The sequence below is a fragment of the Marinobacter alkalisoli genome (assembly GCF_045449855.1).
Taxonomy (GTDB): Bacteria; Pseudomonadota; Gammaproteobacteria; order Pseudomonadales; family Oleiphilaceae; genus Marinobacter.
Genome location: NZ_JBJJLC010000025.1, coordinates 16,763 through 34,743 on the forward strand (window position 1 = coordinate 16,763; position 17,981 = coordinate 34,743).

Annotated in this window: 20 protein-coding genes; 7 read left to right on the forward strand and 13 right to left on the reverse strand. The window is 58.5% G+C overall.

Features of this window, described 5'->3' with window-relative positions; all coding sequences use genetic code 11:
* Positions 1 to 16: 16 nt before the first annotated feature.
* The 4 genes from ACJO5Y_RS10110 to ACJO5Y_RS10125 all read right to left on the reverse strand — a co-directional run bounded on the left by ACJO5Y_RS10110 (position 17) and on the right by ACJO5Y_RS10125 (position 3,236).
* Entirely contained in the window at positions 17 to 553 is a 537-nt protein-coding gene (locus tag ACJO5Y_RS10110; RefSeq protein WP_406986918.1) for a DUF4136 domain-containing protein, read from the reverse strand.
* Between the two features lie 72 nt (positions 554 to 625).
* Positions 626 to 1,231 (reverse strand): YigZ family protein, encoded by a 606-nt coding sequence (locus tag ACJO5Y_RS10115; protein WP_406986921.1) that lies wholly within the window; start codon positions 1,229 to 1,231, stop codon positions 626 to 628.
* On the reverse strand, positions 1,231 to 2,553 hold the full coding sequence (locus ACJO5Y_RS10120) for a sensor histidine kinase (RefSeq protein WP_406986923.1): 1,323 nt from the start codon (positions 2,551 to 2,553) through the stop codon (positions 1,231 to 1,233). Before ACJO5Y_RS10120 ends, ACJO5Y_RS10115 begins: the two co-directional genes overlap by 1 nt.
* The gene (locus tag ACJO5Y_RS10125; RefSeq protein WP_406986925.1) at positions 2,550 to 3,236 is read right to left on the reverse strand and encodes a response regulator transcription factor; all 687 of its coding nucleotides are present in this window, start codon (positions 3,234 to 3,236) and stop codon (positions 2,550 to 2,552) included. The genes ACJO5Y_RS10120 and ACJO5Y_RS10125 overlap by 4 nt, the downstream gene beginning before the upstream one ends.
* A gap of 188 nt (positions 3,237 to 3,424) precedes the next feature.
* Between ACJO5Y_RS10125 and ACJO5Y_RS10130 the strand changes: the two genes are divergently transcribed.
* From ACJO5Y_RS10130 to ACJO5Y_RS10140, 3 genes are all read left to right on the forward strand, one after another.
* Positions 3,425 to 3,817: a hypothetical protein gene (locus ACJO5Y_RS10130; protein WP_406986928.1), complete on the forward strand. Its 393-nt coding sequence runs from the start codon at positions 3,425 to 3,427 to the stop codon at positions 3,815 to 3,817.
* Between the two features lie 56 nt (positions 3,818 to 3,873).
* Positions 3,874 to 5,031: a GNAT family N-acetyltransferase gene (locus tag ACJO5Y_RS10135; RefSeq protein ID WP_406986930.1), complete on the forward strand. Its 1,158-nt coding sequence runs from the start codon at positions 3,874 to 3,876 to the stop codon at positions 5,029 to 5,031.
* A gap of 85 nt (positions 5,032 to 5,116) precedes the next feature.
* A complete protein-coding gene (locus ACJO5Y_RS10140; RefSeq protein WP_406986933.1) occupies positions 5,117 to 5,782 on the forward strand; it encodes a DUF485 domain-containing protein in 666 nt (221 codons plus the stop codon).
* Here the strand turns inward: ACJO5Y_RS10140 and ACJO5Y_RS10145 are convergent.
* The 3 genes from ACJO5Y_RS10145 to ACJO5Y_RS10155 are packed head-to-tail and all read right to left on the reverse strand — an operon-like array spanning position 5,769 to position 7,958.
* Positions 5,769 to 7,121 carry a nicotinate phosphoribosyltransferase gene (locus tag ACJO5Y_RS10145; protein ID WP_406986936.1) on the reverse strand — a complete coding sequence of 451 codons (1,353 nt, stop codon included), beginning with the start codon at positions 7,119 to 7,121 and terminating at the stop codon, positions 5,769 to 5,771. The two genes, ACJO5Y_RS10140 and ACJO5Y_RS10145, sit on opposite strands and share 14 nt — an antisense overlap.
* Before the next feature lie 22 nt (positions 7,122 to 7,143).
* Complete coding sequence (locus tag ACJO5Y_RS10150; RefSeq protein WP_406986939.1) at positions 7,144 to 7,695, reverse strand: isochorismatase family protein; 552 nt, start codon at positions 7,693 to 7,695, stop codon at positions 7,144 to 7,146.
* Between the two features lie 47 nt (positions 7,696 to 7,742).
* Positions 7,743 to 7,958: a dodecin gene (locus tag ACJO5Y_RS10155; protein WP_406986941.1), complete on the reverse strand. Its 216-nt coding sequence runs from the start codon at positions 7,956 to 7,958 to the stop codon at positions 7,743 to 7,745.
* Positions 7,959 to 8,070: 112 nt separating this feature from the next.
* On the opposite strand from ACJO5Y_RS10155, the gene ACJO5Y_RS10160 reads away from it, so the two are divergent.
* Positions 8,071 to 8,841 carry a DUF3750 domain-containing protein gene (locus ACJO5Y_RS10160; protein ID WP_406986943.1) on the forward strand — a complete coding sequence of 257 codons (771 nt, stop codon included), beginning with the start codon at positions 8,071 to 8,073 and terminating at the stop codon, positions 8,839 to 8,841.
* A gap of 27 nt (positions 8,842 to 8,868) precedes the next feature.
* Here ACJO5Y_RS10160 and ACJO5Y_RS10165 read toward each other — a convergent pair whose 3' ends face one another.
* From ACJO5Y_RS10165 to ACJO5Y_RS10175, 3 genes are read right to left on the reverse strand one after another with little or no spacing between them, the layout of a single operon-like run.
* Positions 8,869 to 9,180, reverse strand: a complete 312-nt coding sequence (locus ACJO5Y_RS10165) for an AzlD family protein (RefSeq protein WP_406986944.1) — start codon at positions 9,178 to 9,180, stop codon at positions 8,869 to 8,871.
* Positions 9,177 to 9,920 carry an AzlC family ABC transporter permease gene (locus ACJO5Y_RS10170; protein ID WP_406986946.1) on the reverse strand — a complete coding sequence of 248 codons (744 nt, stop codon included), beginning with the start codon at positions 9,918 to 9,920 and terminating at the stop codon, positions 9,177 to 9,179. The genes ACJO5Y_RS10165 and ACJO5Y_RS10170 overlap by 4 nt, the downstream gene beginning before the upstream one ends.
* 58 nt (positions 9,921 to 9,978) lie before the next feature.
* Positions 9,979 to 10,521, reverse strand: coding sequence for a hypothetical protein (locus tag ACJO5Y_RS10175; protein ID WP_406986948.1), 543 nt, complete (start codon positions 10,519 to 10,521; stop codon positions 9,979 to 9,981).
* A gap of 605 nt (positions 10,522 to 11,126) precedes the next feature.
* Between ACJO5Y_RS10175 and ACJO5Y_RS10180 the strand changes: the two genes are divergently transcribed.
* The 3 genes from ACJO5Y_RS10180 (at position 11,127) to ACJO5Y_RS10190 (ending at position 14,720) form a co-directional block, all read left to right on the forward strand.
* Positions 11,127 to 12,227: a Glu/Leu/Phe/Val family dehydrogenase gene (locus tag ACJO5Y_RS10180; protein ID WP_406986950.1), complete on the forward strand. Its 1,101-nt coding sequence runs from the start codon at positions 11,127 to 11,129 to the stop codon at positions 12,225 to 12,227.
* A gap of 85 nt (positions 12,228 to 12,312) precedes the next feature.
* Positions 12,313 to 13,725, forward strand: coding sequence for a sodium-dependent transporter (locus tag ACJO5Y_RS10185; RefSeq protein WP_406986952.1), 1,413 nt, complete (start codon positions 12,313 to 12,315; stop codon positions 13,723 to 13,725).
* Between the two features lie 167 nt (positions 13,726 to 13,892).
* Entirely contained in the window at positions 13,893 to 14,720 is an 828-nt protein-coding gene (locus tag ACJO5Y_RS10190; RefSeq protein WP_406986953.1) for a metal-dependent hydrolase, read from the forward strand.
* 9 nt (positions 14,721 to 14,729) lie between these two features.
* On the opposite strand, the gene ACJO5Y_RS10195 is transcribed toward ACJO5Y_RS10190, so the two are convergent.
* The 3 genes from ACJO5Y_RS10195 to ACJO5Y_RS10205 form a co-directional block, all read right to left on the reverse strand.
* The gene (locus ACJO5Y_RS10195; RefSeq protein ID WP_406986955.1) at positions 14,730 to 15,560 is read right to left on the reverse strand and encodes an NAD-dependent protein deacetylase; all 831 of its coding nucleotides are present in this window, start codon (positions 15,558 to 15,560) and stop codon (positions 14,730 to 14,732) included.
* Positions 15,520 to 16,110: a DUF1415 domain-containing protein gene (locus tag ACJO5Y_RS10200; RefSeq protein ID WP_406986956.1), complete on the reverse strand. Its 591-nt coding sequence runs from the start codon at positions 16,108 to 16,110 to the stop codon at positions 15,520 to 15,522. Before ACJO5Y_RS10200 ends, ACJO5Y_RS10195 begins: the two co-directional genes overlap by 41 nt.
* 180 nt (positions 16,111 to 16,290) lie before the next feature.
* Positions 16,291 to 17,877 carry an ABC-F family ATPase gene (locus tag ACJO5Y_RS10205; RefSeq protein ID WP_406986957.1) on the reverse strand — a complete coding sequence of 529 codons (1,587 nt, stop codon included), beginning with the start codon at positions 17,875 to 17,877 and terminating at the stop codon, positions 16,291 to 16,293.
* Positions 17,878 to 17,981: the final 104 nt, after the last annotated feature.

Here is a 17,981-nt window from a genome sequence, read left to right on the forward strand (position 1 = left end):
GGCAAGAAACAGACTTCTATTCCAGCCCCGGAGGATACTTGGAAAACATATCGGCCACCACTTCGTCGATCAGCTTACGGCGATACTCCGGAGACTGATCTTCATTCAGGTAACGCCGGCTGGCAGCGCGCCAGACTACCTGCTGACTGTCGGAATCCACCAGCTCAACCACCAGCTTGCCTTCCTCGATTTCCCGAACCGGCGGTGCAGATGCAAGCCCCCAGCCAAAGGGGCCGTGACCGAACCCCAAGCCAAGCCCCACGCCATAACTTTCGAGTCGTTCTTCTTCCACGATCTGCCAGGCCACCAGCAGGTCAGCTTCATCCGCACCCACCTTGTTCATGGCCTTGCGATTCAGCTCACGCTCCACCGCGTTGCGAATGCGACTGCCATCCAGTGACACCACCGACTGGCCCTCGCTGCGCTCATCCGCGAATGCCCAGGACGAGTAATTTCCGAAAACCGTGCCGGAATCATAGTCTGTCACTACATTGCTGGCGCAACCAGCGAGTGCGAACATCAACAGAGATGCTATAACTGCGCGAATAACCATAGTGAACCTCGTCTTTACTGTCTCTATTCAAGTATACGCCTTCAGGACGATCAGAGATGTCGCCGGGGTTCCCTACCTGTCAAAACGGTAATCCAGCTTCTGGGCATCGCAGAACGCTCCGAATTGCTCACCACGATCCACCGGCACCGACACCCGGGCGGTGACCGTCGAACCATACTCTATGGACTCGACCGAGGCGCCATTGGTTTCACACCAGTGTCGCAATGGCTGTTCGTCGGCAAACCCCATGGCTACAAAAGCCGTATCCATAGACCGCTGAACCACGCGATCCACTGCAGACAGAACGCTTTCAGCCGCCCCCGCATACGCCCTGACCAACCCGCCGGCACCCAGTTTGATACCACCGAAATAGCGAATCACCATGACCAGGACATCCCCCATATCCTTATGCTGAATCACACTCAGGATCGGTTTTCCGGCGGTTCCCGAGGGTTCTCCGTCGTCGTTCATGGCGGCTTCGGCAGCCGAACCGGGGCGGCCTATCTGGTATGCCCAGCATATGTGACGGGCATCGGGATGATCCTGGTGCGCCTGCTCCAGCCACGCTTTTACCTCGTCCCGATTGGCAACCGGCGCAACGCGGGCGATGAATCGACTTTTCTTTATCTCCGTTTCCCGCTCGAGATATCCCGCGGGAACAGGGTAATCCTTGCTCATCAGAAGATGTCCGTAAAAATGGGCAAACTGACGGTAACCCTGAGACCACCGGAAGCGCCGTTTTCCGCCCGAATAGCACCATCATGGGCCGAAACAATGTCCCGTGCGATGGCCAGCCCGAGCCCCCACCCCTTGCCGCCACGGGACTTGTCCGCCCGGTAGAATGGCTCAAACAGGTGGGGCAGCATGTCCGGGGCCACGCCGGGCCCCTCGTCTTCAATGGCAATCACCAGGTTGCCGTCTACCTTGTCCACACCAATGTGAATGGCATGGCCGGGGCCGGTGTGGTCCAGCGCGTTCTGGACAATGTTATCAAACGCTCGCTGCAACAGCCCCTGATCGCCGAGAACCGACACCTTGCGACATTCGGGGCGGACCATCAGTTGGCAATCCACCCCCTGGTGTTCGGCGTAATCGGCGGCGTCCTGAAGCACGTTATTGATAATAACAACCGGCTGAACCGCCTCACGGGGAATGTCAGCACCTTCCTCGGTCACCCGGTAGAGCGTCAGGATCTGTGAGGTCATTGCTTCCAGCCGTTCATTCTGCCGCAGGATGCTGGCCATCAGGTCTTCATCCACGGCACCGTCGCTGGCAAGTTCAATGGCGATACGCTGGCGCGTCAGCGGCGTTCGCAGGTCGTGGGAAATATCCCGTAACAGGTGTTTCTGCCGTTCCAGCAAACTGCACAACTGCTCGGTCATCGCGTTAAACGCAGCGGCGAGTTGGCCCACTTCGTCCCGGCGGCCGGCAATCCGCTCACTGACCCGCAATTCAGTGTTCCCGCCGGCAATATCCCGGGCGGTGGTTTCCATGTGTTTGAGTGGACGGGACACAAGCCGTGCAATCCACCAGCAAGCCAGGGTAATCAGCACGAACGCCAGGGCCATTTCCAGCACCCGGAAGAACCTCGGGTCAAGCCAGCCATCGCCATCCATTCGCGGCCAGGCCACCAGACGATATTCGTCGGTGACATCAATCAGTGCTGGTCGCTGGCGATGCCAGCCGGATTGCATACGTTCACGGATAGAAGAAGGCAAGCGGCCATCGTGTCTGTCATTCTCAATCAGGATCAGGTGCAACTCCAGTCGCTCGCCCTGGCCCTTAAGGAACCGCCAGGCTGCGCCGCGCCCCTCATTTTCACGCACCTTGATCGCCTCGAATGCCAGCTCCCGCAGCCCCACCTGGCGCTCAATGGCGGCCCTTTCCCGGTCCATCAGCGCACGGGTGGCTACATTGCTGATCAGCAAGGTAATGGCCATCGCCAGCCAGATGGACAGGAAAATGCGCCAGAACAGCGGGAACATCAGGCGCCGCTTCATACCGGTACCCGATAGCTGTAACCCAGACCGCGCACCGTCTCGATCCGGGGGGGATCATCATTTCCCAGCTTCTTGCGCAGGTTACTGATGTGCATGTCGAGGGTCCGGTCATGAGCTTCCAGGCGCCGCCCCAGCGCCCACTGCATCAGGTCAGTTTTGCGCACCACACTGCCGGCATGGGCCAGCAACACCTGCAAAACCTCATACTCGGTGGCGGTGAGTTCCAGGGGGTTGTCGTTCTGGTAGATACGGCGGTGAGATGGCTCCACCCTGAGATCACCGTAGGTCCTGGCGGCATCCATTTCCACCGACTGATCCCAGGCAATCCGACGCAGTAGCGCTTGCAGGCGGGCAACCAGTTCCCTGGGATTGCAGGGTTTGGGAATGTAGTCATCGGCGCCAACCTCAAACCCGACAATACGGTCGGTTTCGTCGCCCCGAGCGGTCAGCAGTATGACCGGAAGGTGGGTGTCCGCCCGCAGGGATCGCAGCACGTCGAGACCGCTGATGTCCGGGAGCATAATGTCCAGCACAACAATGTCACAGTTCTGCCCCCGGGCCAGCGACAGGCCATCGTTGCCGTTTTCCGCTTCCCGCACACTGAACCCCTGGTTGGTCAGATAGCGCGCCAGCAACTGCCTCAGCTCATCGTCGTCTTCTACCAGTAATACCCTGTTCTGCATGGACATCCTCCCGATTAACCGCGTTCAGTCTAGCACGTTGCCTGGCGGTGTCTTTTCCCCCGCTTTTTCCTTTGCACAACCTTTACACCACCCTGACAGCGGATGACAGAGTTCTCCGCTAGCATTAATCCCATGCATAACGGTACTGCTTACCGGCAGCACCACAACCTGAAACGAGGAACGGAACCATGATGAAACATCGCACTTCCCTGTTTATGGCAAGCGCATTGCTGTCCGCTGCAATGCTCACCAGCCCGCTGGCCATGGCCGGCAAACACGGCGACAGGCACGAAGGCCACCACGGCAAACACAACAAAGCCGAAATGTGCCAACAACTGCGCGAGGGCACCGGCAAGTTCAGTCCGGAAAAGCGTCAGGAGAGGATGGAGGAACACCAGGCGAAAATGGAAGAGCACCGCGCCGACATGGCGGATCGCCTTGAACTGACGGAGGAACAGCGGGAAACCTGGGACGAGATCCATCAGGAAAAAATGGAGAAACGCGCCCACAAGATGGAAAAGTGGGAGGAAAAGATGAAAGAACGCTGTGAGGAAAAAGCCGAAAACAACAGCGACCAGTGATCAGGCACCGGGTTCTGGCGTATGGTATCGGGTAACACCAAGGAGTACCCCAGACCATGTCCGAACCCGGTTTCCCGTTTCCAAGCGTACGTGTTTGCCAGTCGATCCATGATATTCCCGAAGCTGACTGGAACGCCCTCTGCCCCGGCACCTACCCGTTTCTGAAACATGGGTTCCTGAGGGCACTGGAGGATACCGGCTGTACCACCACTTCAACCGGCTGGACCCCGTCACACCTGACGTTCTGGCAGCAGGACCGGCTGGTTGGCGTGGCTCCGGCCTGGCTGAAAACCCACTCCATGGGCGAATACGTCTTTGACTGGGCCTGGGCCGACGCCTACCAGCGGTACGGGGAAGCCTACTACCCCAAGCTGCTGATTGCCGTGCCCTTTACCCCCTGCCAGGGCCCCCGGTTGCTGTTGAGCGACGCGTTCAGGGCGAGCCTGTCACCGGACAGGCTTCATCGGCTGCTTGATGATGTCAGCACAACCCTTGGCGCTCACTCCTGGCACCTGCTGTTTCCGGATGCCAGCGACCAGCGCCTGCTCGCACAACCGGACAGCCTCCATCGTCTGGGTTGCCAGTTCCACTGGCACAATCGGGGTTACCATTGCTTCGATGATTTTCTGGGCGAGCTGACCTCCCGCAAACGCAAATCCATCCGCAAGGAGCGCCGACAAGTTTCGGAGTCCGGGATAACCTTCCGGCGATATTCAGGCACCGATATGCCTGATCATGTCCTCCGGGCCTTTTATGTGTTCTATCAGGCGACCTATTTCAAGCGCGGGCAACGACCGTACCTGAATGAACGGTTTTTCCGGCAACTGCTCTCGGAAATGCCGGATCAGTGCCACATCATCATGGCGCAGAAAGGGGACGCCATGATCGCAGGCGCCCTTTTCCTCAGCGGCAACGACACGCTCTTTGGCCGTTACTGGGGCAGCCTGGAAGAATACGACTTCCTGCATTTCGAAACCTGTTACTACCAGGGAATTGATCTGACCATTGAGCTGGGCCTGTCCGGTTTCGATGCCGGCGCCCAGGGGGAGCACAAACTGATCCGGGGGTTCGAGCCGGTGATAACCCATTCCTGGCACGGCATTCACCATCCGGGCTTCCGCGATGCCATCCATCGTTTCACGCTGGAAGAAGCGGATCACGTGCAACAGTATTTTGACGACGCCTGCAACGCACTACCCTTCAGGCAACAGTAATACCTATACTGTCTTGTAATAACCCGAGCCACGAATTCCTGATACTTTCGGGCTACCACTCTCAGGATGCGAACCGAGGCCACCCATGGACACGGATCAGCTACTCAGTCTCATCGGTAACGACAGCGTTGCATTTGTACTCTCCGCAGCTGCATTGATCGTGGCTGTACTGACAATGCTGTACGTCGCGAAAAGCAGGCACCGGCAGGACTTCCTGGATGACCAGCTCAAGAAACGGACAGAAACCCTGTGGCGGGACATGGACGAGTTGCGGATCAGCCATTTCCATGGCACCGCGACGCCCTCACCCGGGCCAGGTCAGGGCGTTTTGGAATCCGATCAGTTTGCGGCGGAGAAATCCGCTTACGAAGTGATCTGGCCGCAGGTCTGGCTGCTTCACGATCGCCTGGGCATGTTCCTTCGTTCGGTCGAATCCGGGGAACCGGCAGGAGAGCTCCGCCTGGAAGCCCGCAATGCCGCCCTGGAAGCCCGCAGCGCACTCAACAGGAACCGGCCATTCTGCCATGCGGACGTCGATAACCTGGTGACCAAGATCATCGATAACGACATCAAGGCACACCTGGCAGCGTGCCAGTACATGGACCTGCTGAAAGACTCCACCACCTCAAACACCACGCACGAGCGCAATGTCCAGCGGGAAAAATTCCATTTACTTTACGATGGCGAATCAAGAGAGATGATCAATCAACTCGTTACCACCATTCGCGAACGCACCCTCAGGAAGGGCTGAGACCCCGCTGCATCCGCCGCAGTGTATCGGCCTGGAGAGCTTTAAGGTAGCGGCTGATGATAACCGGAAAGCGCCCCGCAGGGGCCAGCTCCAGAAGCTCCGGCGGTAGGGAGCGAACGGCAGCCATTGCGTAATGCGCCTGCTCATCCAGGGAATGGATGGCATCCAGCAACACCACCCCGTGTTTCATCACCGGGCTCAGCAAGGGCTCTCCATCGAACACCTCTTCCCGCCCGCCGACCACATCCCCCCTCATCTGGCCGTCGGGTGCGTGCTGGCGGAACACCTGCTTTGCCCCGGGCAGTGACTGTTTACCTGAGGAGTTTTTCATTCGTGGCTGACCGGCGTACTCGGTCAGCTTGTAAGCCAGCTCCAGGGCCGGAGCGTCATTCGAGACGCCAATAGCCGTTCCCACGCCAAAACCATCAATGGGGGCGCCAGCTGCGATCAGCCGGGCAATTTCATATTCATCCAGTCCCCCGCTGGCCATGATACGAATGTCTCCAAGGCCGGCTTCGTCCAGTATTGCGCGGCAATCCCGCGCCTCTGCAACCAGATCGCCCGAATCCAGGCGAATAGCGCTGACACTGGCTTCAGGGTCCTGCTTCAGCCACTCTGCAATGCGCCTGACCGCTTTCCGGGTGTCGTAGGTGTCCACCAGCAACGTGGTGCCCGGGTACAGTCGTGCGTATACCCTGAAGGCTTCCATTTCATCGGGATAGGCCTGAACAAAACTGTGCGCCATGGTGCCACTGACCGTCAGACCGAAATCAAGGCCAGCCAGCACATTACTGGTTCCCGCCAGCCCGGCGAGACGAAACGCCCGGGCGCTTCTGTGGGCCGCATCCATGCCATGCATTCGCCGCATACCAAAATCAACCACCGGGCGGTCACCGGCGGCAAGCTTCACCCGCACCGCCTTGGACGCAAGCACTGTTTCCAGGTGAACGTAGTTCATCACCAGGCTTTCAAGGATCTGGGCTTCGGCGATGGGCGCCTCGATTTCCAGCAGCGGCTCCTGGGGGAACAGCGGCGTTCCCTCCGGTACCGCCCGGATATGACCGCTGAAACGGAACTTGCCGAGCCAATCAAGAAATCCGGGCTGAAAACGATTAAGGCTCTCCAGGCGTTTGATCTGCTCGCGGGAAAACCGCAGGGTCTCGATGACGGTGGCAACCTGCTGCTGACCGCAGGCCAGGATAAAGTTCCGGCTTTCCGGCAGTTCCCGGAAAAACAGACTGAATACCGCCGTATCGTGCATACCTTCGGCCCAATAAGCCTGGGCCATGGCCAGCTCATAGAGATCCACCAGTAGTGCAAGATCTTTCTCATGCACCATGTTGTCAGGCTCCTGCATCCGGTCAGTGTTGCAGAGACACACCCAGTGCTGTCAGCTCGTCCAGGACCGCCGACGCCTTGTCACTGTCTACCGCATAGGTACCATCGACAATCAGGTTAACATCGAACCCCAGCTGTACGGCATCCATGACCGACGCCCGCACACACACATCCAGCGCCAGGCCAGCCACATAAAGGGATTCATACCCATGCCGACGCAAATAGCTGTCGAGCTGAGTACCATCAAACGCCGAGTAGGCGTCGGTATCAAACGCTGTGCCCTTGCTGACCCGCACCGCATCGGATGGCAGCTTCATGGCGGGGTGAAAGGCCGCACCCTCGCTGTCCTGCACGCAATGCACAGGCCAGGGGCCGCCCCGCTCAACGAAGCTGACATGGTCAACAGGATGCCAGTCACGACTGGCGATCATCGCCCAGCCCTCGTTCCGGGCCTTGCTGATCCATTCATTCACGACCGGGAAGATCGCGTCACTCTGAGGTACCGCCAGGCTGCCGCCTTCACAGAAATCATTCTGGATATCAACGAGCAGCAGGGCGCATTTATCGGAAGACATAATGCCACCCCCTGTGTACCAGTACGGGCCCGCAGGCCCGGTAAGCATCAGCTGTCCGCGATACGGAAGCCGATTTTCATCACCACCTGATAATGCCCGACCTTGTTACCATCAATATGGCCACGGGTCTCAAGGACCTCAAACCACTCCATATTGCGAACGCTCTTGCCGCATTCGGTCAGCGCATTTTCGATGGCGTCCTCAATACTTTTTGCCGAAGAACCCACGATTTCCACTTTCTTGTAAACATGATGGTCTGACATGCCGCCTCCCATTGAATATACTCACTGTTACTTCTGAGCCTAGAAGACGGGACTGAACCGGGCAAACCGTATAACAGGATTATTATAACCGCCCCGAATCCGGACACCTGAAATGAGACGACTGTTCAAGTTCACCGCCTGGTTTTTTGCCGCCCTTTTTCTGTTTCTGGCCGGACCGCTGCTACTGGCAACCAGCGGCTCCCTGCAAAGTGCGGAGAGCTGGCAGACCGCTTCCCGGGACAGCGCAGGCATCGCCCCGCTGCCCGGGGAAACCGAAGAGGCTATCGTTCAGATATACGGTGCCAGAGCCTGGAGCTGGCGCGGTTATTTCTCGGTTCACACCTGGATCAGCACCAAGGAGGCGGGGGCGGATCATTACCAGGTTCATGAGGTGACCGGATGGCGTCGCTACGTGGTCAGTTCCCGGCCCGGCGATCCCGACAGGCACTGGTACGGCGCCCGGCCCGAGTTATATGCAGATATTCGTGGCGATGAGGCGGAACAACTGATTCCCGCCATTTATGATGCGGTCGCATCCTATCCCTACCCGACGGAGTACGAAGCCTGGCCCGGCCCCAATAGCAACACCTTTGTCGCCTGGGTGATCCGGAAAGTCCCCGGCCTGGACGTCGCCCTGCCCAGCCACGCCATTGGCAAGGACTATCTGGGCGACCGTGTGGTTGCCGCAGTTCCGGGAGGGGTAGGCTATCAGTTTTCACTGGGGGGTTACTTTGGTGTTCTCGCGGGGGTCCGGGAGGGACTGGAGCTGAACATCATGGGCCTGTCCCTGGGAATAAACCCGCTGGGACTGGGTATCAAATTGCCCGGTGTTGGCGAGCTGGGCCTGCGCAATACCAATCCGATGCCGGCGGACAATCCCTGACCGAAACACGGCCGGACAGAGTGTTCACTACATCAGGTAACGCACGACACCAGCTGCGGCAATGCCCGCTGCTATGGCGGGCAACGGCTTGCGCAGGGCAAGCATGAGGACTGCGGTGACCGTCAGCGCGGCAACGGCTCCGGCATCACCACTGAACGCCATGGGAACGATGATGGCAATCAGCACCGAACTGGCCATGGTATTGATAAAGCTCTCGATCCGCGGACTGATCCGAACGAAGGACATAACGAACACCCCGCCGAAACGGGTGGCCAGGGTCACCACAGTCATGATCGCAATCAGCGCAAGGACGCCTGCAGTGGTGGTTTCAATGGTCATTGGGCGGCCTCCTCTGCCTCAGCGAGTGCTTCCGCGTCTTTCGGTTCCAGCCAGAAGAAACCGATGGCACCCCCGGCGAGCGCTCCGACCACAACGTGGGTATTGGCTGGCAGCCACCGCCACGCCGCCAGCGAAGCCACAGCGGCAACCGCCCAGGCCACCAGCACCCGGGGAGATTTCCGCCCACCCAGGGCCATGGCCAGCAGGAAACAGCCGAGCACCATATCAAGCCCCAGACTCTTCGGGTTCTGCAGCAACCCGCCAAAATAGACACCCAGCCAGGTGCCCACGATCCACGCCAGCCAGAGCACCAGGCCACCACCCAGGATGACTTCCAGATTGCGTTTGCCGTTCTGATAGTCCTGGGCAGATACCGCCCAGTTAGCATCGGTCAGGAGTAACAGGAGTCCGTAGCGCTTGCCGGGTGAGACATCCTTCAGCATCGGATACAGCGATGCGCCCATCAGCAGGTGGCGGGAGTTTATTGCGAACACCACCACTATCAGGGGCAGCACTGACACTTCCCCGCCCCACATATCGATTGCGGCAAACTGAGAGGCACCGGCAAATACGGTGGCACTCATCAGGATCGCTTCCAGCGGCGGCAGGCCTTTTTGCGTGGCAGCCAAACCAAAGGCAGCACCAAACGCCACCACGAACAGGGAGATGGGGAGAAGACGGAAGAACTCCAGCCGCACCAGGTGCGACTGGAGTTTATAAGAATAGGAAGCGACAGACATCAGAGGAAACTAAGGCAGTTTCCTCAGCCTGCGTATAGGTAAATACCGAAGCGCTGGCTCAGTGAACCACATGAATCTTGCCGTCGCCTGCCGCCAGCGGGTTATTAACACTGCTGCTCTCGCCCTGCAGTTCCGCTTCCGGATGATTCAGCGCCATCAACTCTTCCATTTGTGACACATGGGCCTTGGGCACATCCACCATGACCAGGTAGCGCCCGGCCTCAATATCACCATGGAACTTGCGAATCCGGTAGTTCTCGGTGCCAATGCCCCCGAAACCACCGAGCCAACCACCGGCGACGACGGCAAACACGCCCATGGCCACGTAGGCGGATACCGGCCAGCCGAGACCACCCCAAACAGCCAGGGGAACCACAAAAAACAGTCCAACGAGTGCGCCAATCAGTAGCCCCCGCTCGACAAACCTCGGCAGATCGGTTTTGTCCAGGACACTGGCCGAGTGCAGCCGGTGGGTATACAAGCCGGCCTCATCCTTGCTGACGATATGGAATCGCCAATCCGTAATCCCGCGCTCGTGAAGGTCATCGGAAATGCTCTGAACACTGTCAATCGAATCCACCAGATAGAAAAGCCGTTTCATAACTCCTCCTTCACTGCTCACAAACAGGATGGCATGACATAACCTGATTATAAAACAACCAGCCCTGCCCCCATCGGCCTGTTAAAACCGATTTACGATAACCAGGCGGACTATATGGCAAATTCCTATAACAGGGATTTTTGCCCACAACACAAAACCTTGTGACTTCCCAGCCATGAAAATATGCATTGCACAACATTTATTCGTTGACGTTTACGTTAGAAGTAACTAGTTTATTTGCCGTCCGGCCCCAAAAGGGCTCTCCCAATCGGGAAATACGGACGCTTGAAATCAGAACGCCGGCCACAAGCCGGTCGACAAGAACAAGACATCCACTCAAGTCGCGATCCGGCCAGGTGGAAGAGGATTTCAACATGCTCAACTCCGCACCTTTAGCGGACGAACCTCTCCTGCATGCACAGCCAGAACCCTCCCGGGTTTCCGGCAACGATCCCTATGACATTCCGCCCACTGCCGTGGACCGCGCTGCCCCCGGACACAACTCAGTATCAACAAAATGCCCGTACTGCTGTCTAACCCATAACAAAACCGTTGTCGCAGGCCCCAAAAGGGTAGCGGCTGCTTTCTATGAGAGGTGAAACGCCATGAACGTATTCAGCCATCCCGAGTTCGATAATCACGAACACCTGTCCTTTTTCTGCGATCCGGAAACCGGACTGAAAGCCATTGTCGCCATTCACAACACCTCCCGTGGCCCCGCCCTCGGTGGATGCCGCATGTTTCCCTATGCCTCCGACGAGGAAGCTGTGTGGGATGTCCTGCGCCTGTCGAAGGGGATGACCTACAAGTCCGCCCTCGCCAACCTGGATCTGGGTGGTGGTAAGTCCGTCATCATCGGCGACCCGCGCAAAGACAAGACCGAAGCGCTGATGGAGGCGATGGGGCGACACCTGGAAAGCCTGGGTGGCCAATACATCGCGGCCGAGGATTCCGGCACCAGCGTGCCCGATCTGAAAGTAATGGGCAGGCACACCCGCCATGTGTCCGGCATTGCCCAGCACACCGGCTTCGATGGCAAACCCAGCAACGGCGATCCCTCGCCCGCCACCGCCTACGGTACCTTTATCGGCCTTAAGGCTGCGGTAAGGCACAAACTGGGCCGGACCGACCTCACGGGTCTGAAAGTGGCGATCCAGGGTATCGGAAACGTGGGCTTCCGCCTCGCCCGGCACCTGAAAGAGGCCGGCGCCGAGCTGTGGGTCTACGATATCCACGCGGACAACATGCAACGAGCCATTGATGAACTGGGCGCGAAACCCGCCACTGCGGAGGACATCCTGTTCCTGCCCGTAGACGTGGTTGCCCCCTGCGCCATGGGTGCGGTGCTGAACGATGACAGCATTCCGCAAATCAAGGCCACTATCGTGGCTGGCGCCGCCAACAACCTGCTGGAACGCCCGGACCATGACCAGGCACTGATGGATCGCGGCATTCTCTATGCCCCGGATTTCGCCATCAACGCCGGCGGCATCATTGATGTGTCCTACGAGCGAACTGGCGCGCCCCCCGAGAAGGTCCGCGCCCACGTAGACACCATTGGCGACACACTGAACGAAATATTCACCCGCTCCGACCGCAGCGGCAGGCCCACCGGGGCCATTGCCAACGAACTGGCGGAGGAGCGGTTCCGCAAGCACACCGCTCGCGTTAATGCGATGTCGGACCATCTGGCCCATGCCGGGTAATACACCGGGGCCATGTCTTTGAGGCCGCGAACCATTCGCGGCCTCTGCTTCCCCAACAAAAACAAGTACCAAGCAGGAGACAGCTATGTCTGTATCACAATCAGGTTCTGCCACCCATGCCGGTGAGCTGGAAGGCTCCAACGCAAAACGTGGGCTCTGGTCATCGCGCCTTGCCTTTATCCTCGCCGCCACCGGTTCCGCCGTTGGCCTCGGCAATATCTGGAAGTTCCCCTATGTCACCGGTGAGAACGGCGGCGGCGCCTTTGTTCTCGTTTACCTTCTCTGTATCGCCATTGTCGGCATCCCCATCATGATGGCGGAAGTCATGATCGGTCGGCGCGGTGGCCACAGTCCGGTTAACAGTCTGCGCGCGATTACCCAACGGGAGGGCCTGAAGCCCGCCTGGAAACTGGTGGGCGCCGTGGGTGTCCTGGCAGGTTTCCTGATTCTCTCGTTCTATTCCGTGATTGGCGGCTGGGCCATTTCCTACGTAGGCACCACGGCCAGCGGTCAGCTCGCCGGGCAATCCGCCGACGCCGTCGGTGCCATCTTCTCCGGACTGCTCAGCAACCCGACCACCCTGCTGGCATGGCACACCCTGTTCATGGCGATGGTCATGTTTGTGGTCGCGCGGGGCGTGCGCTCCGGGCTGGAGCGGGCCGTCAGTATCCTGATGCCCGCGCTGTTCGTATTGCTGCTGGTTGTTGTCGGCTACGCCATGACCACCGGGCACTTCGGCCAGGCTGCTGCCTTCCTGTTCCAGCCGGATTTCTCCAAACTCACCACGTCCGGCATTCTGGTGGCCCTCGGGCACGCATTCTTCACCCTGAGCCTGGGTATGGCGGTGATGATGGCCTACGGCTCCTATCTGCCCAAGAACATCTCCATCGCCAAGACCTCCATCACCGTATCGGTGATCGACACTGGTGTGGCCCTGCTTGCCGGCCTGGCCATTTTCCCGATCGTCTTCGCCAACGGCCTTGAACCGGGCGCAGGCCCCGGCCTGATCTTCCAGACCCTGCCGCTGGCCTTTGGTCAGATGCCCATGGGCTCGCTGTTTGGCACCCTGTTCTTCGTGTTGCTGATTTTCGCCGCCTGGACCTCAGGCATTTCCCTGCTGGAGCCCATCGTGGAATGGCTGGAAGAACAGAAAGGTATGAACCGTACAGTCAGCACCCTGGGCGCGGGCTTTGTCTGCTGGGCGTTGGGTATCGCCTCAATCCTGTCCCTGAACCTGTGGGCCGACTTCGCCCCCCTGGGCTTTGTGCCGATGCTGGAAGGCAAGACCATCTTCGACCTGCTGGACTTCTTCACCGCCAACATCCTGCTGCCGCTGGGCGGACTGCTGGTCGCCCTGTTCGCGGGCTGGGTAATGTCGCGCCAGGCCATGGAGAACGAACTGTCGCTGTCACCGGCCATGTTCAAGCTGTGGTTCGTGACCGTCCGTTTTGTTACTCCGGTCGCGGTCGCCGTGGTGTTTATCTACAACCTGCTGTAACCCCACCAGGAGGCGGCATTTGTCGCCTCCTTCCCTTTCCGGCACTGCGCTCGCTTTGATCCCCTGTTTCCAGCTCTGACCGGATTCTGTCCCTTTATAACCGGACGAATCCCGGGTTGTCCCAGTACAGTTGACCCTGTAGGACAATGAATCAGAGAGGTCACATTATGACTGCAGTAACCGCATCGTTTCCCGTACGCCGCCAGGACTTCGGTTTTGAGGAAGTACCACGGCACTGGGTCGACAGTGACCCATTCATGACCCACCTGTTCAACGCCCTGTCCGCCCTGTTTCCGGATGGTGAACGCTTCTTCGTGGACAGTGTTCGCGCGGTACGTGACCAGATCAATGACCCGCAACTGCAGAAAGACATCGGCGCCTTTATCGGCCAGGAAGCCATGCACGCAAAAGAGCATGGTCACTTCAACGAAGGTGCGATCAACCAGGGCTTTGACATCAAAAAGCTGGAACGCTGGACTCGCGGGTTCCTGTCAGTGAAGAATCTGCCACTGCTGAATAACAGGCGGGTTCACCTGGCCGCGACAGTGGCGCTGGAACACTTCACCGGCATCCTGTCCGCCCAGCTGCTCAAGCGCGAGGATCTGGTCAATGCCATCGATCCTTCCATGCGCACCCTGTGGGCCTGGCACTGTATCGAAGAGAACGAGCATAAGGCCGTCGCCTTCGATACCTACGAGACGCTGTACGGCAAAGGCGTGGTGGATTACGCCATCCGCATGGGCACCATGGCGCTGATCACCACCCTGATCATGGTGGCGATCCACTCTTTTATCGTGGAATTGATGCGTGAAGACAAGCAACTGCTGAACCTGCGCTCCTGGGCCAAGGGCCTGAACCGCGTCTGGGGTCCGAAGGGTATGTTCACCGCGATCATTCCCGAGTACCTGGACTACTTCAAGCCAAGCTTCCACCCCTGGCAGCATGACACCAACTTCCTGCTGCGGAAGTGGCGCAAGCAGCTCGGTTACGACTGAGCCAGCCTGTTACAGCCGGTCGAGCGAGGCCCTCAGGGTCTCGCCGATGCCGGCATCCAGCTTTAGCGCCACCATCTCATCCGCTCGGGTACGACCACGGGTTAAAGCAGCAATAGGCTTACCCCACTCCCTGGCATAGCGGCAAAAACGAAACCCCGAATACACCATCAGGGACGAACCAATCACCAGCAGACCGTCGCTGGCCCTGAGAGTATCCAACGCCGTCGTCACCCGCTCTTTCGGCACGAAATCCCCGAAGAACACCACATCCGGCTTGAGAATCCCGTCGCACTCGGGGCAATTCGCCAGACGGAACTCGGAAAAATCCACCTCCAGATCCGCATCCCCGTCCGGCGCCGTTTCCGCGGTAAAGTGACGAAAACCCGGGTTCAGATCCGCGCAACGATCGTGCACCTCATCCCGCTCACACCGATACCCACAGCCCATGCAAACCACCTGATCCGCACGACCATGCAGATCATTGACCGCCCGCGTACCCGCCCGCTGATGCAGACGATCCACGTTCTGGGTCACCACCAGCGTGCTGTGATTGAGCAGTTCAAGATCGGAAATATAATGATGGGCAGGATTGGGACGGGCATTACGAATCACCGGCCAGCCAATCAGACTGCGCCCCCAGTAACGACGACGCACATCCACACTGGCCATAAACTCCTGGTGCTGAACCGGTTGCCTGCGCTTCCAGGCCCCCTCGTGATCGCGATAATCAGGAATCCCGGAATCGGTACTGACCCCCGCCCCGGTGAGAATCATCAGGCGGGGATAACGATGGATGAACTCAGCCAGTTGCCGGCCGGCCACCTCCGGATTCTCCATCATCACCCTCCTCACGGAAACAGGCGGCCAGCAAAGACCGCATCTTATCAACACCCAGCTCTTCTACCCGCTGGATATTACGCTCCGGAATCCCCTCCGGATCGGGATACCCCTCAATCGCCCGCTCAAGACTCTCCTCCCGCAGCAGATGCAGCATAGGGAACGGCGACCGATTGGTGTAATTCTCAGCATCATCCGGCTGCGTGCCACCGAACTGATACTCCGGATGGAAACTGGCAACCTGGTAAACCCCTTCCAGCTCCAGATACACCAACAACCCATCCGCCGCGTCCAGGAATTCATTGTAAAGCGCAAAGTCCTGCAGCACACCCGGGTGGATCAACAGCGTGGTTTCAACCTCCGGCTCATCCTCCAGACGCTGAAGCTCGGCATGCAGCGCCTGCAGAAGTTCGTCCTCGGTCTCCGCATCCGACACCACAAACCGAACCCGGTCCCTGACCAGCTCCCGCTTGGCAAACGGGCACAGGTTTAGACCGACAACAACGTCTTCAACCCATTTACGGGTTATATCAATAATCTCAGCCTCACCCACGCTCATTTCCCCAGTTTGTTCGAAGGCCACTCACAGGTATGAGCGGACGGGTGGGTAGGCCTTTCCAAAACTGTGCGGAGCCATGGATGGCGGAGCCCAAGCGTCACACGGATGTGCCGAAGGAGCGTGTTTTGGAAAGGCCTACCCACCCGTCCGCCACCACCCATAGTCTAAACAGAATCAGAGGTAACCCTGACTCCGAAGGTAATCATCATAACTACCACTGAAGTCAGTAATGCCATCAGACTTCAACTCAATAATCCGCGTAGCCAGCGAAGAAACAAACTCCCGATCATGGCTGACAAACACCAACGTCCCAGGATAATTCTCCAGCGCCAGATTCAACGCCTCAATCGACTCCATATCCAAATGGTTCGTCGGCTCATCCATCAGCATCACATTCGGCTTCTGCAGAATCAGCTTGCCAAACAGCATACGACCCTGCTCCCCACCGGAAATCACACTGACCATCTTGCCAATATCATCCCCCGAAAACAGCATCCGCCCCAACGTACCGCGAACCAGCTGCTCGCCACCCGTAGTCCACTGAGCCATCCAGTCGGTCAGGTTCATATCCTCAGCGAAATCGGCGGAATGATCCTGGGCGTAATAACCCACCTGGGCACTGTCGGTCCACTTGACGTCACCGCCGTCCGGCGCCAGACCACCCGCCATACACTGCATCAGCGTGGTCTTGCCGATACCATTGGGACCGATGATCGCCACCCGCTCGCCCGCCTCGATCTGCAGGTTGAGTTTGTCAAACAGCGGCTCGGCATCAAATCCCTTGGTCAGATCCTTCAGGGTCACCGCCTGGCGGTGCAGCTTCTTGGTCTGCTCAAAACGAATAAACGGGCTCACGCGGCTTGAAGGCTTCACCTCCTCCAGCTGAATCTTGTCGATCTGGCGGGCGCGGGACGTCGCCTGCTTGGCCTTGGAAGCGTTCGCAGAAAAGCGGCTGACAAACTGCTGCAGCTCGGCAATCTGCGCCTTCTTCTTGGCGTTATCCGCCATCATGCGCTCACGGGCCTGGGTCGCGGCGGTCATGTACTCGTCGTAGTTACCCGGGAACAGCCGCAGCTCGCCATAGTCCAGATCCGCCATGTGGGTGCAGACGCTGTTCAGGAAGTGACGGTCGTGGGAAATGATCACCATGGTGCTGTTACGGGCTACCAGGATGTTCTCCAGCCAACGGATGGTGTTGATATCCAGGTGGTTGGTCGGCTCATCCAGCAACAACACGTCCGGATCCGAGAACAACGCCTGGGCAAGCAGCACACGAAGCTTCCAACCCGGCGCCAGGGCACTCATCGGCCCCTCGTGCTGATCCAGGGGAATATCCAGCCCCAGCAACAGCTCACCGGCGCGGGATTCGGCCGTGTAGCCGTCCATCTCGGCGAACTGCACCTCCAGGTCCGCCACGGCCATGCCGTCTTCTTCGCTCATTTCCGGCAGCGAGTAGATGCGATCACGTTCTTTCTTGACGTTCCACAGCTCCTCGTGTCCCATGATCACGGTATCCATCACCGAACAGCTTTCATAGGCAAACTGATCCTGGCGCAGCTTGCCCAGACGGATATTCGGCTCCAGCATGACCTGCCCCGCCGACGGCTCCAGATCACTACCGAGAATTTTCATGAACGTGGACTTGCCGCAGCCATTGGCGCCAATCAGGCCGTAGCGGTTGCCATTGCCGAACTTGACGGATACGTTTTCAAACAGGGGTTTTGCCCCGAATTGCATGGTGATATTAGCGGTGGAAATCAAGAAACAGACCTGTCTATGTAAGAGCCGGACGAGCCAGCAGAGAAAAACGGGCATTGTACAGGTTTGGCGAGCCAACCGTGAGACAGAAGAAACACGGATAAAAA